The sequence below is a fragment of the Vibrio sp. 10N.261.51.F12 genome (assembly GCF_041471725.1).
Taxonomy (GTDB): Bacteria; Pseudomonadota; Gammaproteobacteria; order Enterobacterales; family Vibrionaceae; genus Vibrio.
Window position 1 is genome coordinate 32,300 of sequence record NZ_JBFROV010000049.1, and the last position, 17,377, is coordinate 49,676.

At 45.7% G+C, this 17,377-nt stretch carries 18 protein-coding genes; 10 read left to right on the plus strand and 8 right to left on the minus strand.

Features of this window, described 5'->3' with window-relative positions; translation table 11 throughout:
- Nucleotides 1-271: 271 nt before the first annotated feature.
- Nucleotides 272-1,180 (minus strand): CDF family cation-efflux transporter FieF, encoded by a 909-nt coding sequence (gene fieF / locus AB4405_RS22730; protein ID WP_372062922.1) that lies wholly within the window; start codon nt 1,178-1,180, stop codon nt 272-274.
- Between the two features lie 504 nt (nt 1,181-1,684).
- Nucleotides 1,685-2,203, minus strand: a complete 519-nt coding sequence (locus tag AB4405_RS22735) for a CpxP family protein (protein ID WP_372062923.1) — start codon at nt 2,201-2,203, stop codon at nt 1,685-1,687.
- A gap of 183 nt (nt 2,204-2,386) precedes the next feature.
- Here AB4405_RS22735 and AB4405_RS22740 point away from each other — a divergent pair, with 183 nt between their 5' ends.
- The 4 genes from AB4405_RS22740 to AB4405_RS22755 all read left to right on the plus strand — a co-directional run bounded on the left by AB4405_RS22740 (nt 2,387) and on the right by AB4405_RS22755 (nt 6,338).
- The gene (locus AB4405_RS22740; protein WP_372062924.1) at nt 2,387-3,070 is read left to right on the plus strand and encodes a response regulator; all 684 of its coding nucleotides are present in this window, start codon (nt 2,387-2,389) and stop codon (nt 3,068-3,070) included.
- A 2-nt stretch (nt 3,071-3,072) separates the two neighbouring features.
- Nucleotides 3,073-4,461, plus strand: a complete 1,389-nt coding sequence (gene cpxA, locus AB4405_RS22745; protein ID WP_372062925.1) for an envelope stress sensor histidine kinase CpxA — start codon at nt 3,073-3,075, stop codon at nt 4,459-4,461.
- 76 nt (nt 4,462-4,537) lie between these two features.
- The gene (locus tag AB4405_RS22750) at nt 4,538-5,662 is read left to right on the plus strand and encodes a M14-type cytosolic carboxypeptidase (protein ID WP_372062926.1); all 1,125 of its coding nucleotides are present in this window, start codon (nt 4,538-4,540) and stop codon (nt 5,660-5,662) included.
- A 199-nt stretch (nt 5,663-5,861) separates the two neighbouring features.
- The gene (locus AB4405_RS22755; protein ID WP_372062927.1) at nt 5,862-6,338 is read left to right on the plus strand and encodes a tRNA (cytidine(34)-2'-O)-methyltransferase; all 477 of its coding nucleotides are present in this window, start codon (nt 5,862-5,864) and stop codon (nt 6,336-6,338) included.
- A 134-nt stretch (nt 6,339-6,472) separates the two neighbouring features.
- Here the strand turns inward: AB4405_RS22755 and rpmG are convergent, their stop codons facing one another.
- The 3 genes from rpmG to radC all read right to left on the minus strand — a co-directional run bounded on the left by rpmG (nt 6,473) and on the right by radC (nt 7,862).
- Complete coding sequence (gene rpmG, locus AB4405_RS22760; RefSeq protein ID WP_002535344.1) at nt 6,473-6,640, minus strand: 50S ribosomal protein L33; 168 nt, start codon at nt 6,638-6,640, stop codon at nt 6,473-6,475.
- A gap of 14 nt (nt 6,641-6,654) precedes the next feature.
- A complete protein-coding gene (gene rpmB / locus AB4405_RS22765) occupies nt 6,655-6,891 on the minus strand; it encodes a 50S ribosomal protein L28 (RefSeq protein ID WP_076589033.1) in 237 nt (78 codons plus the stop codon).
- A 296-nt stretch (nt 6,892-7,187) separates the two neighbouring features.
- Entirely contained in the window at nt 7,188-7,862 is a 675-nt protein-coding gene (gene radC, locus AB4405_RS22770) for a DNA repair protein RadC (protein WP_102471173.1), read from the minus strand.
- Nucleotides 7,863-8,076: 214 nt separating this feature from the next.
- Between radC and coaBC the strand changes: the two genes are divergently transcribed.
- The 4 genes from coaBC to lpxM all read left to right on the plus strand — a co-directional run bounded on the left by coaBC (nt 8,077) and on the right by lpxM (nt 12,016).
- Nucleotides 8,077-9,291, plus strand: a complete 1,215-nt coding sequence (gene coaBC / locus AB4405_RS22775) for a bifunctional phosphopantothenoylcysteine decarboxylase/phosphopantothenate--cysteine ligase CoaBC (RefSeq protein WP_372062928.1) — start codon at nt 8,077-8,079, stop codon at nt 9,289-9,291.
- 229 nt (nt 9,292-9,520) lie between these two features.
- A complete protein-coding gene (gene slmA / locus AB4405_RS22780) occupies nt 9,521-10,111 on the plus strand; it encodes a nucleoid occlusion factor SlmA (RefSeq protein ID WP_102471175.1) in 591 nt (196 codons plus the stop codon).
- 5 nt (nt 10,112-10,116) lie between these two features.
- A complete protein-coding gene (lpxL, locus tag AB4405_RS22785) occupies nt 10,117-11,058 on the plus strand; it encodes an LpxL/LpxP family Kdo(2)-lipid IV(A) lauroyl/palmitoleoyl acyltransferase (protein ID WP_372062929.1) in 942 nt (313 codons plus the stop codon).
- A 7-nt stretch (nt 11,059-11,065) separates the two neighbouring features.
- Complete coding sequence (gene lpxM / locus AB4405_RS22790) at nt 11,066-12,016, plus strand: lauroyl-Kdo(2)-lipid IV(A) myristoyltransferase (RefSeq protein WP_102471177.1); 951 nt, start codon at nt 11,066-11,068, stop codon at nt 12,014-12,016.
- Between the two features lie 97 nt (nt 12,017-12,113).
- Here the strand turns inward: lpxM and mutM are convergent, their stop codons facing one another.
- From mutM to AB4405_RS22805, 3 genes are read right to left on the minus strand one after another with little or no spacing between them, the layout of a single operon-like run.
- A complete protein-coding gene (mutM, locus tag AB4405_RS22795) occupies nt 12,114-12,923 on the minus strand; it encodes a bifunctional DNA-formamidopyrimidine glycosylase/DNA-(apurinic or apyrimidinic site) lyase (protein WP_372062930.1) in 810 nt (269 codons plus the stop codon).
- A gap of 14 nt (nt 12,924-12,937) precedes the next feature.
- Entirely contained in the window at nt 12,938-13,456 is a 519-nt protein-coding gene (locus tag AB4405_RS22800) for a hypothetical protein (protein WP_372062931.1), read from the minus strand.
- 6 nt (nt 13,457-13,462) lie between these two features.
- Nucleotides 13,463-13,987 (minus strand): FxsA family protein, encoded by a 525-nt coding sequence (locus tag AB4405_RS22805; protein ID WP_372062932.1) that lies wholly within the window; start codon nt 13,985-13,987, stop codon nt 13,463-13,465.
- 349 nt (nt 13,988-14,336) lie between these two features.
- On the opposite strand from AB4405_RS22805, the gene aspA reads away from it, so the two are divergent.
- Together aspA and AB4405_RS22815 are read left to right on the plus strand one after the other, a co-directional pair.
- Nucleotides 14,337-15,788 carry an aspartate ammonia-lyase gene (gene aspA, locus AB4405_RS22810; RefSeq protein WP_372062933.1) on the plus strand — a complete coding sequence of 484 codons (1,452 nt, stop codon included), beginning with the start codon at nt 14,337-14,339 and terminating at the stop codon, nt 15,786-15,788.
- A gap of 148 nt (nt 15,789-15,936) precedes the next feature.
- Nucleotides 15,937-17,247: an anaerobic C4-dicarboxylate transporter gene (locus tag AB4405_RS22815; protein WP_372062934.1), complete on the plus strand. Its 1,311-nt coding sequence runs from the start codon at nt 15,937-15,939 to the stop codon at nt 17,245-17,247.
- Nucleotides 17,248-17,377 lie beyond the last annotated feature (130 nt).

Consider the following 17,377-nt stretch of genomic DNA (forward strand, 5'->3'; position numbering starts at 1 on the left):
AATTTAATTATGGCGCACTTAGCGACATATGGAATTCTTCTCGTTACGCTTATATCGCTTTCGCTATATAGAGCCGCCGGGTTCCCCAAAACACAGGCGACGTAACGTTGTTACTCATGTAAGAATATTACTTATGTAAGAGTATTACAGTTTATAGGCGCTCTTGTGTTGATTCACATCAGAATCGCACTTTTTTATCACGAGCCCTGATAATAGGCAATGCATTATAACATTACCATTATCACTGTCGGGACTATAACCCGTCAGCGCTCTACCAGTCTGTTTCTAATTGTTGCTTCTCATCTTTAATCACCACAGAATAAGGGTCTTGATGAATCAACACATCTGCCTCAGGAAAGGCTATCATCAATTTTTCTTCAACTTCATCGGCAATTCGATGCGCCTCAATCAATGGCATCAAATCATGCAACTCAAGATGTAACTGAATGAAACGAACCGGCCCAGACATGCGCGTTCTTAACTGATGAACGCCCAACACACCCTCGACGTCGGTACTAATTTGCTTTATTTGTTGAAGTTCGTCCTCTGGAAGCTGTCTATCAAGTAAGGATTGAATGGCTGTCGACGCCATTTTAAATGCGCTCACCAAAATAAACACACCAATTCCAACCGCAAAAACAGAATCGGCTTGTCCAATTCCATACCAACTCAACCCAAGTGCAACCATAATTGCCGCATTCATATAAATATCAGTTTGGTAGTGCAGAGAATCGGCTGCGATGGCTTGGCTGCCTGTTTGTTTAACTACATAACGTTGAAATGCGACCAATCCAGAGGTCACGATTAACGCAAACAAGCTCACGTAGATGCCCAACTCCGGAGAATGCAATTCGGTGGGTCTGAAAAAACGGTCAACGCCATTGAGAATAAGAAAGCACGCCGAACCAGAGATAAACATGGCTTGTGCTAATGCAGCAAGTGATTCGGCCTTTCCATGCCCGAAGGTATGCTCTTTATCGGCTGGCTGAAGGGAATATCGAACCACAACGAGGTTGACCGCTGACGCAGCGATATCGAGCAATGAGTCGATGACCGAAGCAAGTAGACTCACTGAACCCGTGACCCACCACACAATGACCTTAGTAATTAAAAGTAGAGTAGCGATGATAGTGGCGGCCCAAGCAGCCGTAGTAACAAGTTTGGCGTAGCTGTTTTCCATCTTCCGTGACATTTTTCAATTAACGTGACGTAAGTATACGTATTATTAGTGACAAAAATACAAAAAAAAAGTGACCAGAGGCCACTTAAAAATAGTGAAAGAAGCGCCGTAGGCTTCTGGTAACTATAAGGGAAATCGAAAAATGTAGGTTACCCAACCACTATTGCCGAATACGACAAGATAGTTAGTCATCATTCACAAGACCAACTAACTCAATATTAAACTCATTTTTACCACGTTGGATATAAACACTGCGCTCCTTAGCATTCAGCGACCACGGCCTTATACCCAATATTATTGCAACCCCGATAAGAACATTGATTTGCTGCATGGTTATTTGCTAACGCCCGACCCTATTGATGACATCACTCCTTGTCGCTCGATGCATTCGCTGAACATACGGAGCGCATAACGACAACAGCGATTAACTGTTTCATCATCACTTGGCCCAACATTCAGGACGCCTATAACAAATAAGCGTCCCGTATTTATCTCTTGGCGAAATTACTTCGTCTTCGCTGCTCGAGATTCCATTTTAGTCACGCACTTTTGCATGCGCTCTTGCTGTACTTCTTTTAGTTTAGTCTTTTGCTCTGCAGTAAGGATACTCAGCATTTCATGCTGTTTTTCCATCATCTTCACGCGACGCTCAGTCTGCTGTGCGACCATCTCTGATGCGAGGGCATTGGCAGCGTCAGCATCAAACGTATCGGCCAGCACCAAATCTTGCATCTTTTGGTGACGAGCCTGCATCTCTGCCATTTTTGCTTCAACGTTTTCGCCACGTTTTGATTTCTTGTCTGATTTCATAGATTGACGCATTTCTTTCATCTGGTCTTTCTGCGCATCAGTTAAGTCAAGTTGACTGAAGACTTTACGGTCCAAACCACCACATTGACCATCGCTGCCTTTCCCGCCCTTGCCGTGGTGATCACCTTGACCACCGTATGCTAACGCACTTGCTGTCGCGAACGTCAAAGGAAGAACTGCAGCGGCTAGTACAAGTTTTTTTGCTAATTTCATAATCATTACCTTCATTTGTTTAGGAAGCTGCACTTGCACCCGTTTGCTTTGCAGCGCTTGAGTATAGAATAGGGGCTCTTAAGTAAAGCAACGCACAGAGAGCGTAAAGAATCGTAAAGATAGATATTTACGATATTTAACGCATTATTATTACATCGTAGTAAATATTAGAGAGATAGCACCATGATGAACATTCTGATTATCGATGACGACACGGAACTGACAAGTTTGTTGAAAGACATACTCAACTTTGAAGGGTTTCAAGTGAGCGAGGCCAATGATGGCTTAGCGGGTCTAGAAGCAATGAACAGCGATGTAGACCTTGTTCTCATGGATGTCATGATGCCTCGTCTAAATGGTATGGATACATTAAAAAAATTACGTGAAAAATGGCAAACACCGGTATTAATGCTTACCGCTAAGGGAGAAGAAATCGATCGCGTCATTGGGCTCGAGCTCGGTGCGGATGATTACCTTCCTAAACCCTTTAGCGACAGAGAATTGCTCGCACGTATCAAAGCCATACTGCGCCGCACGCAGTCCACACCAATAGAGTCCAAGCGTGATTGTGTTCGCTTTGATGACATCGAGATTTATCCAGGAAAACAAGAAGCATCCTGTCAGGGGCTCTCTATCGAGCTCACCAGCACGGAGTTTGCCCTGTTGCATTATTTTGTTCTCAAACCAGGCGAGACACTCACGAAAGAAGCATTAAGCCTCGATGTGTTAGGAAAACGCCTATCAGCGTTTGACCGCGCTGTTGATATGCACGTTTCGAATCTAAGAAAAAAACTGCCTGAAAAACAAGACGGTAAACCAAGAATTAAAACACTGCGTGGCCGTGGCTACCTGTTTGTTAAGGAGTAACCATGAAGTTGCCTAACGTGACCAGCTTGTACGGACGTATATTTGCCATCTTTTGGTTTACGATGCTGCTGGTGCTTATTGCGGTTTTATCCCTTCCTCACTTAGACCCTAGAGTGGCTCGCGAGGTGCAAGGCGATTATTTACAACAATTGTATAAATTGCGGGATAACACACAACAACGGTTTGAGAATCAAAAGAATCTCGGCAACATAATATATCGCCTTGAGCAAGCAGCGGTTCGCTCAAATAATCACAGAAAATCAGACTCCCCACAACTCTTCCTTGCCGATCTTGATGGTAATCTCCTAAGTACTCAAAAACTAGAAAACTTTAAGATCAAAGCGCTTAAAAACTTTATTACCTCGGTTGAATCGCCACAAACACCGCTGCAGAAACTGTACGGAAGGCATATGGTGGCTGGTCCCGTTCCCATTACCCTTGCCAATCAGGACCTGCAGCTTTTCATTGCTTTAAAATGGAACCAACCCCCTCCATTTCTATTGCGAATGTTCGACAAACCCTTCCAGCTATTATTAGCAGTGATGGCGGTGAGCACTCCTTTATTACTGTGGTTAGCCTGGGCACTCAGTCAGCCCGCTCGACGCTTAGAGCGAGCAGCCAAACGCGTCGCCAAAGGTGAATTTAAGGTAGACCCAAGCTTAGAGAAAGGCACATCGGAGTTTAAACAAGCCGGAACCAGTTTCAATCAGATGGTTGTGGCAATAAACCAAATCATTTCAGGCCAACAGCGACTACTGTCTGATATCTCTCACGAGCTACGCTCCCCACTGACTCGGCTGCGCATGGCAACCGCATTGGCCAACCGCAAACAAGGCGAAAGCTCTGAGTTATCTAGGATCGATACTGAGGCGCAACGGTTGGAACAAATGATTGGAGAGCTACTCGAGTTATCCCGTATAAGCACCGATAGCCATACTCTCAGAGAGATTCAACCCGCCAGTAGCTTATGGGAAGCCATTTTAGATGACGCTCAATTTGAGGCAGAACAAATGGATAAAACCCTCACCTTTTCCACTATCCCAGAGGCGTCCTTGTGCGGTAACCCTAAGCTACTCATGAGTGCGATTGAAAATATTATTCGTAACGCAATTCGCTATGGGCACGACAAAATTGAAGTCAATATCCAGCAACAAGTGGATACGTTGATCATCACGGTCGAAGACAATGGGCCAGGCGTTCCTGATGATGAATTAAATGATATTTTTAGACCATTCTACCGTGTTTCAACCGCGCGCGATCGAGACTCAGGCGGAACAGGGCTAGGGCTCGCCATTACGCAAAGCGCTATTTTACAACACAGTGGTCAGATAGAAGCGTCTCGTAGTGCACTTGGTGGACTAAAAATGCGGGTTGAATTACCCCTCGCTTAAGCCAGAATGATATAGATCAGGCTATCTTTGTGTTAGCCTCGCCTCTTACTGCTTAGCATCAAAGGTAACGAACCCAATGAGAATTTTCAGCAACTTCGACAGTGGCAACATTCATGTTGTCAGCGCAGACAATAAAGATGACATTCAACTGAGCATCCCTAATGACAATCAGTCAGAATTCTATCAATGGTTCCACTTTCGTTTAGAAACGGTTGCTGAGCAATCGCATACGATTAAGATCATCGACCTTGCTAAGTCGGCCTACCCTGAAGGCTGGAAGGGCTATGATGTTGTCGCTTCTTATGATCGTGAAGAATGGTTCCGTATTCCATCAGATTTTGATGGTGATACCCTATCCTTCAATGTTATCCCGGAGCGAGGGTCTATGTATTTTGCATACTTCGCGCCTTATACCTATGACCGCCACCAAGACCTCCTTCACATGGCACAAAGTGCGCACCACTGCTCGCTAGAGACGCTTGGGCATACACTCGATAACAACGACATGAGCCTGCTAACGTTTGGCGAGCCAGAAGAAGGCAAGAAGAAGATTTGGGTCATTGCTCGCCAGCATCCTGGTGAAAGCATGGCGGAGTGGTTCGTCGAAGGTATGATCCAGCGCTTACTCGATGACAGTGATACCGTGAGTAAAGCATTACTCGAAAAAGCCGTCCTGTACATCGTTCCAAATATGAACCCTGATGGCGCTATCCGTGGCCACCTAAGAACGAACGCCGTCGGTGTTAACCTAAACCGTGAATGGCAAACACCGTCGATGGAAAATAGCCCAGAGGTTTTCCTCGTTCGTGAGCGCATGCTTCAAACGGGTGTCGACATGTTCTTAGACATTCATGGTGATGAAGCTATTCCTTACAACTTTGCAGCAGGCTCTGAGGGTATCCCGAGTTATGACGCGCAGTTTGCCGAGCTAGAAGCAACCTTCAAACAGGCATTGTTGACCATTACTCCAGAGTTCCAAGATGACATCGGATACGACAAAGACGAACCAGGCAAAGCCAACCTGACGGTTGGCTCAAATTGGGTCGCGGAACAGTTTAAGTGCTTGTCCTACACCATCGAGATGCCATTTAAGGATAACAACAGCTACCCAGACCCTCTATATGGCTGGTCACCTGAGCGCAGCGTTATCTTCGGCCAAGACATGCTGGCGGCGACGCTGGTCGTCACCGACAAGATTTAACTCCGTGATACTATTGCTCACCTACACGGTGAGCAATAGTCGCTCAACAACGCACTACACGCCTATCCTCTTATCACTGCCGATACATCGGACTTTTTTACCTCGCTTAATTCTTCATCCTCGAAAACCCTACCATCACATTACTGATCACATAAGGTATACTCGTGCCATTATTTTGAGATTGGTGAGACCCCACTTTATGTTTGATATCGCGCTTTATGAGCCAGAGATTGCCCCAAATACCGGTAACATTATTCGCCTCAGTGCAAACTGCGGGGCTAATTTACATCTAATAGAGCCTTTAGGGTTTGATCTTGAAGAGAAGAAGGTACGCCGAGCAGGCCTCGATTATCATGATTTAGCTCGCGTTAAACGACACAAAGACTATGCGGCATTTATTGCCTACTTAAACGAGCATAATCCAGAGCATCGTATATTTGCCTGTACAACAAAAACGACGGGGCATCATACCGATGCTCACTTTAAGAAAGGGGATGTGTTGTTATTTGGTCCAGAAACTCGCGGACTGCCTGCTGATCTGATTGATAGCCTACCAATGAAACAACGAATTCGAATCCCAATGATGCCGGATGCACGAAGCTTAAACCTATCCAATGCGGTGGCGATAATCGCCTACGAGGCATGGCGTCAGTTCGACTTCCAAGGCGCAAGCTAATTCCTTACTTACATCATTACTTACTGACTTTAAGGTAACGACCAAGTACCTCGCTTGGTATTACCTTTATTACAGGCAATAAAAAACCCAGCTAAAAGCTGGGTTTTCATTACATGACAAATGAAACCAATCAATTACTTGATTTTAGCTTCTTTGTACATAACGTGCTGGCGAACAACTGGATCAAATTTCTTGATCTCAAATTTACCTGGCATGTTACGTTTGTTTTTGTCAGTAGTGTAGAAGTGTCCTGTACCTGCAGAAGATACTAGACGAATTTTCTCACGAATGCCTTTAGCCATTTGCGTAATTCCTCTTAAACGTTCTCGCCACGGGCACGTACGTCAACAAGAACAGCATCGATGCCTTTCTTATCAATGATACGCATACCTTTAGCGGTTAGACGTAGTTTAACAAAGCGTTTTTCGCTTTCTACCCAGAAACGATGAGTTTGTAGGTTCGGCAGAAAACGACGCTTGGTAGCATTTCGTGCGTGTGAACGGTTGTTACCCGTTACAGGACGCTTACCAGTTACTTGGCATACTCGGGACATGAATGTCTCTCCAAATCGTTTCAGCTCGATATCAACCTTGGTGGCCGAACCTCAAATACAAGAGGCCTTACCATTATGGAATACCCATACAAGGCTATCAAAGGTCGCGCATTATACTAACTTGCAATGCATTGCTCAAGACCCGAACAGATCCTTTTTTAGGATTTGTTGATCTTTTTGCTGCGAGCTGGCGTTAGATGATACTTTTAGTGCGCGAATAATAGCAGAAAAATATCAAAACAAAAGACCCGTCTCACAGATATTACAATAAAAAGGTAATTTTTCGCCTAACTCGCTCAAATCCAGCCTCTTTCAGCAAATGACACCACTTCACCATCCCCCACCACAAAATGATCGAGCACTCGAATATCCACCAAACCCAATGCATCGGACAGCTGCCTTGTGATTCTTCGATCCGCCTGACTGGGCTCTGCAACACCCGATGGATGGTTATGTGCCAGAATCACGGCGGCCGAATTATGAGAAAGCGCACATTTTACGACCTCTCTTGGATATACCGACGCAGCATTAATGGTGCCCTCGAACATCACCTCATCGGCAATTAAGCGATGCTGATTATCAAGATAAAGTACATAGAAGGCTTCTCGCTGGCGGTCTCGAAGCATTGTGGAGAGATAACGCTTAGTTTGCTCCGCACTTTGCAACGCATCCCCTCTTTGCAAACCTTCTAACAAATAGCGCTTACTCATTTCAAGTACCGCTTGCAGTTGCACATATTTGGCGACACCCAACCCTTTTCGCTGACAAAAATCATCCTGCGATGAAGAAAAAAGCGCACGAAGTGATCCAAAGTCGTTGATTAACGCATCAGATAATTGAATCACATTGATACCTTGCGTACCGGTACGCAAGAAAATCGCTAGCAATTCGGCATCCGTTAATGCGCTACTGCCTTTTTGCAGCAATTTTTCTCGAGGGAGTGATTCTGAAGGTAATAACTTTAGCCCCATACTGACATCTCTTTAATGAATAAATAACGAATTCCCTCGTTATTTCTTAACGACTCAAAGAAAGAAAGCGGCTCACACTTTAAACGCGAGGGGGACTCAATTTTCCTGCAATAGTGATGTTTCCTTATATCGGTCGGCACTGGCAGTCCCTTGAAAGTAGCGGGATCAGGACGCATTTGCTATCTTAGCCGCAGCAAAATTTAAGGAGCTGGTTATGCAAACATTGGCGGGAAAGAAAATACTACTTGGAATCAGTGGCGGTATCGCCGCCTATAAATGTGCAGAGTTGACTCGCAGACTCATTGAGCGAGGCGCACAAGTCCAAGTGGTGATGACCAAAGCAGCAAAAGAGTTCATTACTCCATTAACCATGCAAGCCGTTTCTGGTCGCCCCGTTTCTGATAGCCTACTCGACCCAGCAGCTGAAGCCTCCATGGGTCACATTGAACTGGCGAAATGGGCCGATCTAATTCTACTTGCTCCGGCGACGGCCGACCTGATTGCGCGTATGTCCGCCGGTATGGGGAATGATTTACTCACGACTCTCGTTCTAGCAAGTGATGCACCTATTGCCGTATCGCCAGCCATGAACCAACAAATGTACCTGAACGCCGCAACACAAGAAAACATTGCCACTTTAGCGCGCCGAGGCATGTCTATTTGGGGGCCGGCAGCAGGAGAACAAGCCTGTGGTGATGTCGGGCCAGGCCGCATGCTAGAACCGATGCAGCTTGTCGAAAAGTGTGAATCGTTCTTTGCAGCAAAACCCTTAGCTGGTAAGCGGGTGTTGATCACCGCAGGTCCCACCCGAGAGGCGATTGACCCTGTGCGCTACATCTCAAACCATAGCTCGGGGAAGATGGGCTATTCCCTTGCCAAAGCCGCTCGTGAACAAGGGGCAGAGGTTTGCATTATTAGTGGTCCCGTCTCACTTGCTACACCACATGGGATTACGCGCATCGATGTGGTCAGTGCAGATGATATGCTGAGCGCGGTCACTGACCAAGCGTTAAACTACGATGTGTTTATTGGCTGCGCCGCTGTCGCTGATTACCGACCGACGAATGTTGCCGAACAAAAACTTAAAAAAACAACCCACGTTGATAGCATGAATATTGATATGGTCAAAAATCCTGACATTATTGCTTCTGTCGCCTCCATGAAGAGCCAGCGTCCATTTACTGTCGGCTTTGCGGCGGAGACACAAGATGTCGAGGCCTATGCACTTGATAAGCTCAAACGCAAGAATCTGGATATGATTTGTGCAAACGATGTGTCTATCGAGGGACAAGGCTTTAACAGTGATACAAATGCGATTACCGTGTATTGGAAAGGTGGTCAGCAATTATTAGGCTGTGCGACAAAAACTGAACTCAGTCATATAATCGTATCCACGATCGCCGAGCAGCTCTCACAGGGTGAATCATAACTAGGTCACCCAGATAATGTCACCCGACTGAACCCTCTTTCAGGTGCCAATCTTACTCATGGGTATAGCCAGTGATCACGATGAGACGCTCAAAATGAGATTGTTAACTGGCTCAACCATTTAATATCTAACGCTACGTGGATAAAATGACCTTAGGTACACTAACCTGTCGCCTATCGTTATTATGACGCGCACATAGGCATTGCTGTAATCAAAAGGAATAGGATTTATGTCCGTTACGAGAAAGTCGAATAGAAAAGAGGAAATCCTACAGGCCCTAGCACAAATGCTAGAGTCTAATGAGGGCACCTCGCGCATCACTACCGCTAAACTTGCCAAGCAGGTTGGGGTTTCTGAGGCTGCGCTCTATCGTCATTTTCCAAGCAAAGCTCGCATGTTTGAAGGGCTGATAGAGTTTATTGAGGAGTCCTTAATGTCTCGTATCAATCGTATTCTCGACGAAGAAAAAGACACACTGACTCGTATCCAGCTCGTATTACAGCTCATTCTCGTTTTCTCTGAGCGCAACCCGGGTTTAAGTCGCATACTTTCCGGACATGCTCTAATGTTTGAGAATGAACGATTACGCGAACGTATCAATCAGCTCTATGAAAGAATTGAGACATCTTTACGTCAAATCTTACGTGAGCGTAAGATTCGTGAAGGAAAAAGCTTTCCTGTCGATGATAAAATTCTCGCAGCTCAGCTCCTTGGGCAGGTTGAAGGCAGCCTAAATCGCTTTGTTCGCTCTGATTTTAAATACTCACCCACCGCAACATTTGATGAGTATTGGGCACTTCTAAAACTACAACTACAGTAAGCCTTATGAAAATAGATAAGAAACCTGACTTTACGTTTTCCTTACTGCATCCAAAACACTGGGGTGTTTGGATCGGCTTTGGACTACTTGCACTGATTGTTAATCTTCTGCCTTACGCATTATTGTTTAAGCTTGGTCGAGGCATTGGTAAATTTGGAATGCGGTTTGGCAGCAAGCGGGCTGATGTGGCTCGTCGAAATCTTGAATTGGCATTCCCAGAGAAATCGGCCGACGATGTTGATGCCTTTATCGAAGAAAATTTCAAGAACTCCGGCATGGCGTTGATTGAAACGGGCATTACTTGGTTTTGGCCAACATGGCGCTTTAAACGATTAATTCAAGTGAAAGATATCAGCGCACTTAAACAACATGATGCCGACAACAAAGGTGTGCTGCTATGCTGTGTTCACGCTTTGAATTTAGAAATCACCGCAAGAGCTTTTGCTGTATTAGGACTGCCAGGTTATGGCGCATACCGACCACATAGTAGTCCTGCTTATGAATTTATCCAGTATCGTGGACGCACACGCAATGGCAACAAACTCATTTACCGTACCGACCTTAAAAAAATGATTAAAATTATGCGCCAAGGCCATCGCCTTTTCTATTTACCAGACCAAGATTATGGTCATAACAAATCCGTCTTTGTGCCCTTCTTTGCAGTACAAGAAACCTGCACGACGACTGGCACCAGCATCTTAGCCCAAACTAGTAACTGCGCCATTGTACCTGGTTCGGGTTTTAGGAATGCTGATGGGAAATATGAAATCATTGCAGGTCAATCGATTGAAGAACAGTACCCAAGAAAAGATGATATCGCAGCCGCCGCTTATATGAACCATTACGTTGAAGAGATTATTTTACGAGCACCTGAGCAATGGCTATGGATGCACAAACGTTTTAAGTCTCTGCCTGACAAGGCATTCACTAACTCTCGCTACCAATAGGGATGCTATGAGCAACCAAAATAACACTGAGAAGCATCTCTACAATCCTCGTTTTCAATGGTCGTTTTTGCATCCGAAACACTGGGGGACTTGGTTAGGCATCTTATTGGCGGTGTTCTTAGCGTTTATTCCTGCAAAGCCTCGCGATCGTTTTGCTCGTTACCTTTCTACATTCATCGTCAAGAAAAATGGCCGCGTGGTTCGCCGTGCTCGAATCAACCTAGAAAAGTGCTTTCCTGAAAAATCGCCACAAGCAATCCAAGATATCGTGGAAGAGACCTTTGCCAAGGCCGCTCAATATCTGTTGGGTTACTCTGAGTTCTTAGTTCGCTCGACCAAGCACAACCAGAAACGCGGCGTCATGATTGGTGAAGAAAACCTTTTACCGCTAATCGAAGCAGGAGAGAATGTTATCATTCTCGCGCCACACGCTTGGGCTGTCGATTACCCTGCCGTGATGCTCGCCGCGCAAGGGCATAAAGTGACCACCATCATGAAGCCTCAGAACAATCCCATTGGAGATTGGCTCATGCATGTTCAGCGGATGCAATATGGCGGCCGGATTTTTGCTCGTAGTGCTGGCGTCAAACCTTTCGTTCGCTCAATAAAAGATGGCTACATCGGCTATTGGTTACCAGATGAAGATCATGGCCCACAAAACTCCGTCTTTGTGCCCTTCTTCGCCACGGAAAAAGCCACACTAAAAGGTTTTGGTAAGATGTCTCGATTGTCACGAGCAAAAGTAATCCCTGTATTACCTGCTTACAACGACAAAACAAGCCAGTATGAAGTGCACATTCTGCCTGCCATTGAAGATTTTCCGACCGGTGATGAAGAATCCGATGCGAGAGCAATGAACAAAGCCATTGAGGATTTACTCCGAGAAAGACCTGAGCAATACATGTGGAACTTATATCTATTAGAGACACAGCGCGACGGCTCAAGAATCTATCAGTAGTCTGCATTTAATATCAAAAAAGGGCTTACCATATCGGTAAGCCCTTTTTATATTTACATCGGTTCTTGAGTTAAGGCGAGAATCTATGCCATCGTTGCTATTTTTGGCATTGCTCACAAAAGAACGTATTTCGCTGCCCAATCTTTAGTTCTTGAATCACACGGCCACATTGTTTACACGGTTGGCCACCACGTCCATAGACAAGCAACTCTTGCGCAAAGTAACCCGGCTTGCCATCCGTCTGAGAAAAGTCTTTTAGTGTTGTACCACCTTGGGCAATAGCCTGAGCCAATACGGTTTTAATCTCAGCAACGAGGCGAATCCAATCGGATTTTTTCAAGCGATGAGTCGGCGTTAACGGATGAACGCCCGCAATAAATAAGGATTCGCTGGCATAAATATTCCCGACGCCGACAACATTAGCATTGGTCATAATAAATGTTTTCACCGCGACACGCTTATTCTTCGCTCGAGTCATCATCCATTCGACAGAAAAATCATCGGTTAATGGCTCTGGTCCGCAGTTGTCTAAAAGCTCATGTGATTCACCGGGCCCACACCACAACCAAGCACCAAAGCGACGAGGGTCGTTGTAACGCATCACCTTGCCACTACTTAACACCAAATCAACGTGATCATGCTTTTCAGCCTCAGGGGGCGTATCCAATACTCGCAAGCTGCCAGACATCCCTAAGTGAATAATGGCCGTCCCTTTAGCGGTATCAATCAATAAGTATTTAGCTCGACGACGAATCGTCAGGATTTTTTCACCATGTAACTGATGAATTTCCTCAGGGATCAACCAGCGTAACTGACGCTGGCGAATGACAATTTTCTGGATGGTTTGGTCAAGTAAATGCGGGCTAATGCCAAGGCGGGATACTTCAACTTCTGGTAACTCAGGCATGATGTTCCTCAGTTTTATTTCGTCACGTAGAGTGGCAACAGTTCTTGTTCATCAAAACTCACCGCAACCCACTCTTGATTATAGGTTTTCATTAACCAGAACTGATCAAATCGATAGGCCGTGATACGTTGAGGCTCTTCAACCTCTTGATACCATACCTCAATGGTTACAGGGCTCTCCAGTGCAGGTTTCAATTGCTGGAGTGTGGACTCATCGACAATGGTGCCGTGAATCGCTTGCCAGTTAGCCACCAGTTGCGACGCTTGACGGTCAAAGCGCTCGGGAATGCTTCGCCATTGCTCATCCCCCAATACGCTAGATTTGTCATTGATATAAAGCTGCAGACCCGCAGCGTTTATCTCAATCACTGAGTAGCTTGGGTTCAAAATCATGCCCGGCGGTGTGTCATCGTGAGGCAATATCAAATACTGCTTGATCAATGCTGGTGCCGCCATCACTCCCATAAAGAGAATAATGGCCGCCATCAATACGCTATTCCAACGTCGTCGAGTCAATTTGAAACGAGATAACATAAATGGCTAGTTCAACTTGTTTCTATCGTTATCATCCTTTCGTTCAAATTCGCCTTCAAACGTATTGTCATCTTTTTCTTGGCGTGAGCCATCAAAAGGACCTCGCTGAAAAGGGTCATTCGAATAAAAACCACCTTGTGGACCGCCACCTTGATGAAAGCCGCTCTGCATGGTGTTAACCGCTACTTTACTCATAAGATATTTCGCAATCATAGCTCTAGGTCCTGGTATCAACACGACCATGCCCATTGCGTCGGTCATAAACCCTGGCGTCAGTAGCAATACCCCTGAGACCGCAAGCATGACACCCTCGACGATCTGTTGCGCAGGCATCTCCCCTTGTTGTAGGCGATTTTGCACCGACATTAAGGTTTGTAGCCCTTGGCTGCGCACAAGAGTCGCACCGACAAATGCAGTAATTAGAACGAGCCCTATCGTAGGCCAAAGCCCTAAAAAGCCACCCACTTGAATAAACAAACCAATTTCAATAATCGGCACACAAATAAAGAGTAATAATAATATCGGGAACACAGTGTCCTCCTTAGTTTATTGTCAGTTTACGCGCACATAGAAGCAAACCACAAATAATTCAGTCGTAATGAAGGAGTGCAAACACAAAAGAGTATTACAAAGTATGTATTTTGTGCCTCGAAAGCCAATAACTTGATACTCATCTCATCCCACATGAATTGATGATGTTTCTGCAAAAATTCGGTTAAAAAGGTGATCCAGCTACTATTTTTATATGCCACTTTGAGTAATATGTTTCCTATAAATCAGGACGTAAAAATCAGCCAATTATTCTGGCGAATGGATTCTTAAAAACAGATATGGCAAAGACACTGTAATTTAAGCAGAACTATTATCTAAGGATCCATGTATGGCTACTTCTACCCTCGCTCCAAACACAGCGGCTAAAGCCACTCGCCTCGAAGAAGATCTATTAGGTCAGCGTCACGTCCCTGCGGATGCTTACTATGGTATCCATACGTTGCGTGCCATTGAAAACTTTAATATCTCGAATGCCACCATTTCTGATGTGCCTGATTTTGTTCGTGGCATGGTGATGACGAAGAAAGCAGCAACGTTAGCAAACCGTGAGTTAGGTGTCTTACCTAAAGATGTCGCTCAGTACCTCATTCAAGCCTGCGATGTCATTCTTGAAACTGGGAAATGCATGGACCAATTCCCATCAGACGTATTTCAAGGTGGCGCTGGCACGTCAGTGAATATGAATACCAATGAAGTCATTGCCAATGTTGCGCTAGAACTTATGGGCAAGGAAAAAGGCCAGTATGAGTTCATCAACCCAAATGACCATGTTAACAAGAGCCAATCCACTAACTGTGCTTACCCTACCGGTTTTCGTATCGCGGTTTACAACAGTGTCCATAAGCTCATGGACTCGATCGAATACCTAAAAGGGGCATTTGAAGCCAAAAGCCAAGAGTTCTCCACCATTCTAAAGATGGGCCGCACTCAACTGCAAGATGCTGTGCCAATGACCGTTGGGCAAGAGTTCCATGCATGGGCTGTCACGCTTAACGAAGAGATCCGTAACCTTGACTATACCTCTAAGCTTTTACTAGAGGTGAATCTAGGCGCTACCGCTATCGGTACCGGCTTGAATGCCGCTCCAGGTTACCAAGAGTTAGCAGTAAAACACCTTTCAGCGGTTACGGGACTCGAATGTGTACCTGCCGAAGATTTGATTGAAGCGACGTCAGATTGCGGCGCTTACGTCATGACACACAGTGCGTTAAAGCGCCTAGCAGTCAAGCTGTCTAAGATTTGTAATGACCTACGGTTGTTGTCTTCTGGCCCTCGTTCAGGACTCAATGAACTCAATCTACCTGAGTTACAAGCTGGCTCTTCAATCATGCCCGCAAAAGTTAACCCAGTGGTTCCAGAAGTGGTTAACCAAGTGTGCTTCAAAGTGTTGGGGAACGACACGACCATTTCCTTTGCTGCCGAAGGCGGACAGTTACAGCTGAATGTTATGGAGCCCGTAATTGCACAAAGCATGTTTGAATCACTAGAGATCCTCAAAAATGCCTGCGTAAATCTGCGCGATAAGTGTGTGGATGGTATTACTGTCAATAAAGAAGTCTGTGAGCGCTATGTTTACAACTCGATTGGCATCGTCACTTACCTCAATCCATACATCGGTCATCACGAGGGTGATATCGTTGGAAAAATCTGCGCAGAAACCGGCAAGAGCGTTAAAGAAGTAGTTCTTGAGCGCGGTCTGTTATCGGAAGAAGAACTTGATGACATTTTCTCGGTAGACAATCTCATGAAACCTCAGTATAAAGCCAAGCGCTACGAATAATCCGCACTCAAGGCTCCCTAATAGGGGGCCTTTTTGCTGGTCATTACGAACACATCAATCTCGATAACACTGACTTAACACAACATAAACGTTCTTATTCAATCTAAGCTGTAGATTGGATCAACGAACCACAATAAGAGGATTTGCTATGATTGCTCTAGAACTGGCCGTGGTACTGCTGTTCATTTATTTGGGCGCACGTATCGGCGGTATTGGTATCGGTTTAGCAGGGGGCGCAGGTGTTATTGCTTTGTCCCTCGTGTTAGGGGTTCCTACCAGCCAATCTTATATTCCTGTCGATGTCATCTTAATCATCATGTCGGTTATTACCGCGATTGCCGCAATGCAGGTCGCTGGCGGTATGGATTGGTTAGTACAAATCGCAGAAAACTTTTTACGCAAACACCCTGAACGAATTACTTTTTATGCCCCTATCGTCACGTTTGTCATGACGCTACTTGCCGGTACCGGTCATACGGCATTCTCAACACTTCCTGTGATTGCAGAAGTAGCCAAAGGCCAAGGCGTTCGTCCGTCTCGACCGCTTTCGATTGCAGTTGTTGCTTCTCAAATTGCTATTACCGCTTCGCCAATCTCTGCTGCAGTCGTTGCCTTCGCTGCCATGCTTGCACCAATGGGCGTCGATTATTTGACCCTGCTTGCGGTTTGTATTCCAACCACCTTTATCGCTTGTATGGTTGGCGCTTTTGTTGCCAACTTTATGGGCAGTGAACTCAAAGATGATCCCGTCTATCAAGAACGTCTTGCTCAAGGTCTTATCAAGCTGAACACCACTCAAAAGCGTGAAATATTACCGACGGCAAAAACCGCCACTTATATCTTCTTAGCCGCCATTGCTTTTGTCGTCTGCTATGCCGCTGCGATCTCAAGCTCTGTCGGCCTCATCGAGAATCCAGCATTGGGACGCAATGAAGCCATCATGACGGTCATGCTTGCCGCCGCTGGTGCCATTACACTGTTTACCAAGATTGATGCATCACAGATTCCCGCGGCAGCGACCTTCCGTTCAGGTATGACCGCTTGTGTCTGCGTGCTCGGTGTCGCATGGTTAGGCTCCACTTTTGTTAATGCTCATGTGGATGAAATTAAAGACTTTGCGGGCGCATTACTGCAAGACTACCCATGGATGCTCGCGTTAGTATTATTCTTCGCGTCGATGCTCCTATACTCTCAAGGTGCCACAACCGTCGCGCTTATGCCGGCAGCTCTCGCGATTGGTGTCGCCCCACTTACAGCCGTCGCTTCTTTTGCTGCTGTTAGCGCACTGTTTGTATTACCTACCTATCCAACACTACTCGCGGCAGTAGAAATGGATGACACGGGTTCGACACGTATTGGCCAGTATGTCTTCAATCATCCGTTCTTCTTACCTGGCGTCGCAACGATCAGCACGGCTGTCGCGCTTGGTTTTGCTTTTGGTGGATTGCTCATCGGCTAAGCAAAGACCCGTTGGTTCTTAAAAACATCAGGGCTGCGTTATACGTAGCTCTTTTTTTATCCTTCATTTGAAACAAAACTTCCTATCTGCCTGTCTTAGGTTAAGATAACTCTTGATAACCCTAGACATG

Bases quoted from the DNA above. Each gene is read 5' to 3' on its own strand.
- AB4405_RS22735 (WP_372062923.1), bottom strand. From the start codon at position 2,203: ATGAAATTAGCAAAAAAACTTGTACTAGCCGCTGCAGTTCTTCCTTTG.
- rpmG (WP_002535344.1), bottom strand. From the start codon at position 6,640: ATGGCTAAAGGCATTCGTGAGAAAATTCGTCTAGTATCTTCTGCAGGT.
- AB4405_RS22755 (WP_372062927.1), top strand. From the start codon at position 5,862: ATGTTTGATATCGCGCTTTATGAGCCAGAGATTGCCCCAAATACCGGT.
- rpmB (WP_076589033.1), bottom strand. From the start codon at position 6,891: ATGTCCCGAGTATGCCAAGTAACTGGTAAGCGTCCTGTAACGGGTAAC.
- AB4405_RS22740 (WP_372062924.1), top strand. From the start codon at position 2,387: ATGATGAACATTCTGATTATCGATGACGACACGGAACTGACAAGTTTG.
- mutM (WP_372062930.1), bottom strand. From the start codon at position 12,923: ATGCCTGAGTTACCAGAAGTTGAAGTATCCCGCCTTGGCATTAGCCCG.
- AB4405_RS22815 (WP_372062934.1), top strand. From the start codon at position 15,937: ATGATTGCTCTAGAACTGGCCGTGGTACTGCTGTTCATTTATTTGGGC.
- lpxL (WP_372062929.1), top strand. From the start codon at position 10,117: ATGAAAATAGATAAGAAACCTGACTTTACGTTTTCCTTACTGCATCCA.
- coaBC (WP_372062928.1), top strand. From the start codon at position 8,077: ATGCAAACATTGGCGGGAAAGAAAATACTACTTGGAATCAGTGGCGGT.
- fieF (WP_372062922.1), bottom strand. From the start codon at position 1,180: ATGGAAAACAGCTACGCCAAACTTGTTACTACGGCTGCTTGGGCCGCC.
- aspA (WP_372062933.1), top strand. From the start codon at position 14,337: ATGGCTACTTCTACCCTCGCTCCAAACACAGCGGCTAAAGCCACTCGC.
- cpxA (WP_372062925.1), top strand. From the start codon at position 3,073: ATGAAGTTGCCTAACGTGACCAGCTTGTACGGACGTATATTTGCCATC.
- AB4405_RS22800 (WP_372062931.1), bottom strand. From the start codon at position 13,456: ATGTTATCTCGTTTCAAATTGACTCGACGACGTTGGAATAGCGTATTG.
- slmA (WP_102471175.1), top strand. From the start codon at position 9,521: ATGTCCGTTACGAGAAAGTCGAATAGAAAAGAGGAAATCCTACAGGCC.
- lpxM (WP_102471177.1), top strand. From the start codon at position 11,066: ATGAGCAACCAAAATAACACTGAGAAGCATCTCTACAATCCTCGTTTT.
- AB4405_RS22750 (WP_372062926.1), top strand. From the start codon at position 4,538: ATGAGAATTTTCAGCAACTTCGACAGTGGCAACATTCATGTTGTCAGC.
- radC (WP_102471173.1), bottom strand. From the start codon at position 7,862: ATGGGGCTAAAGTTATTACCTTCAGAATCACTCCCTCGAGAAAAATTG.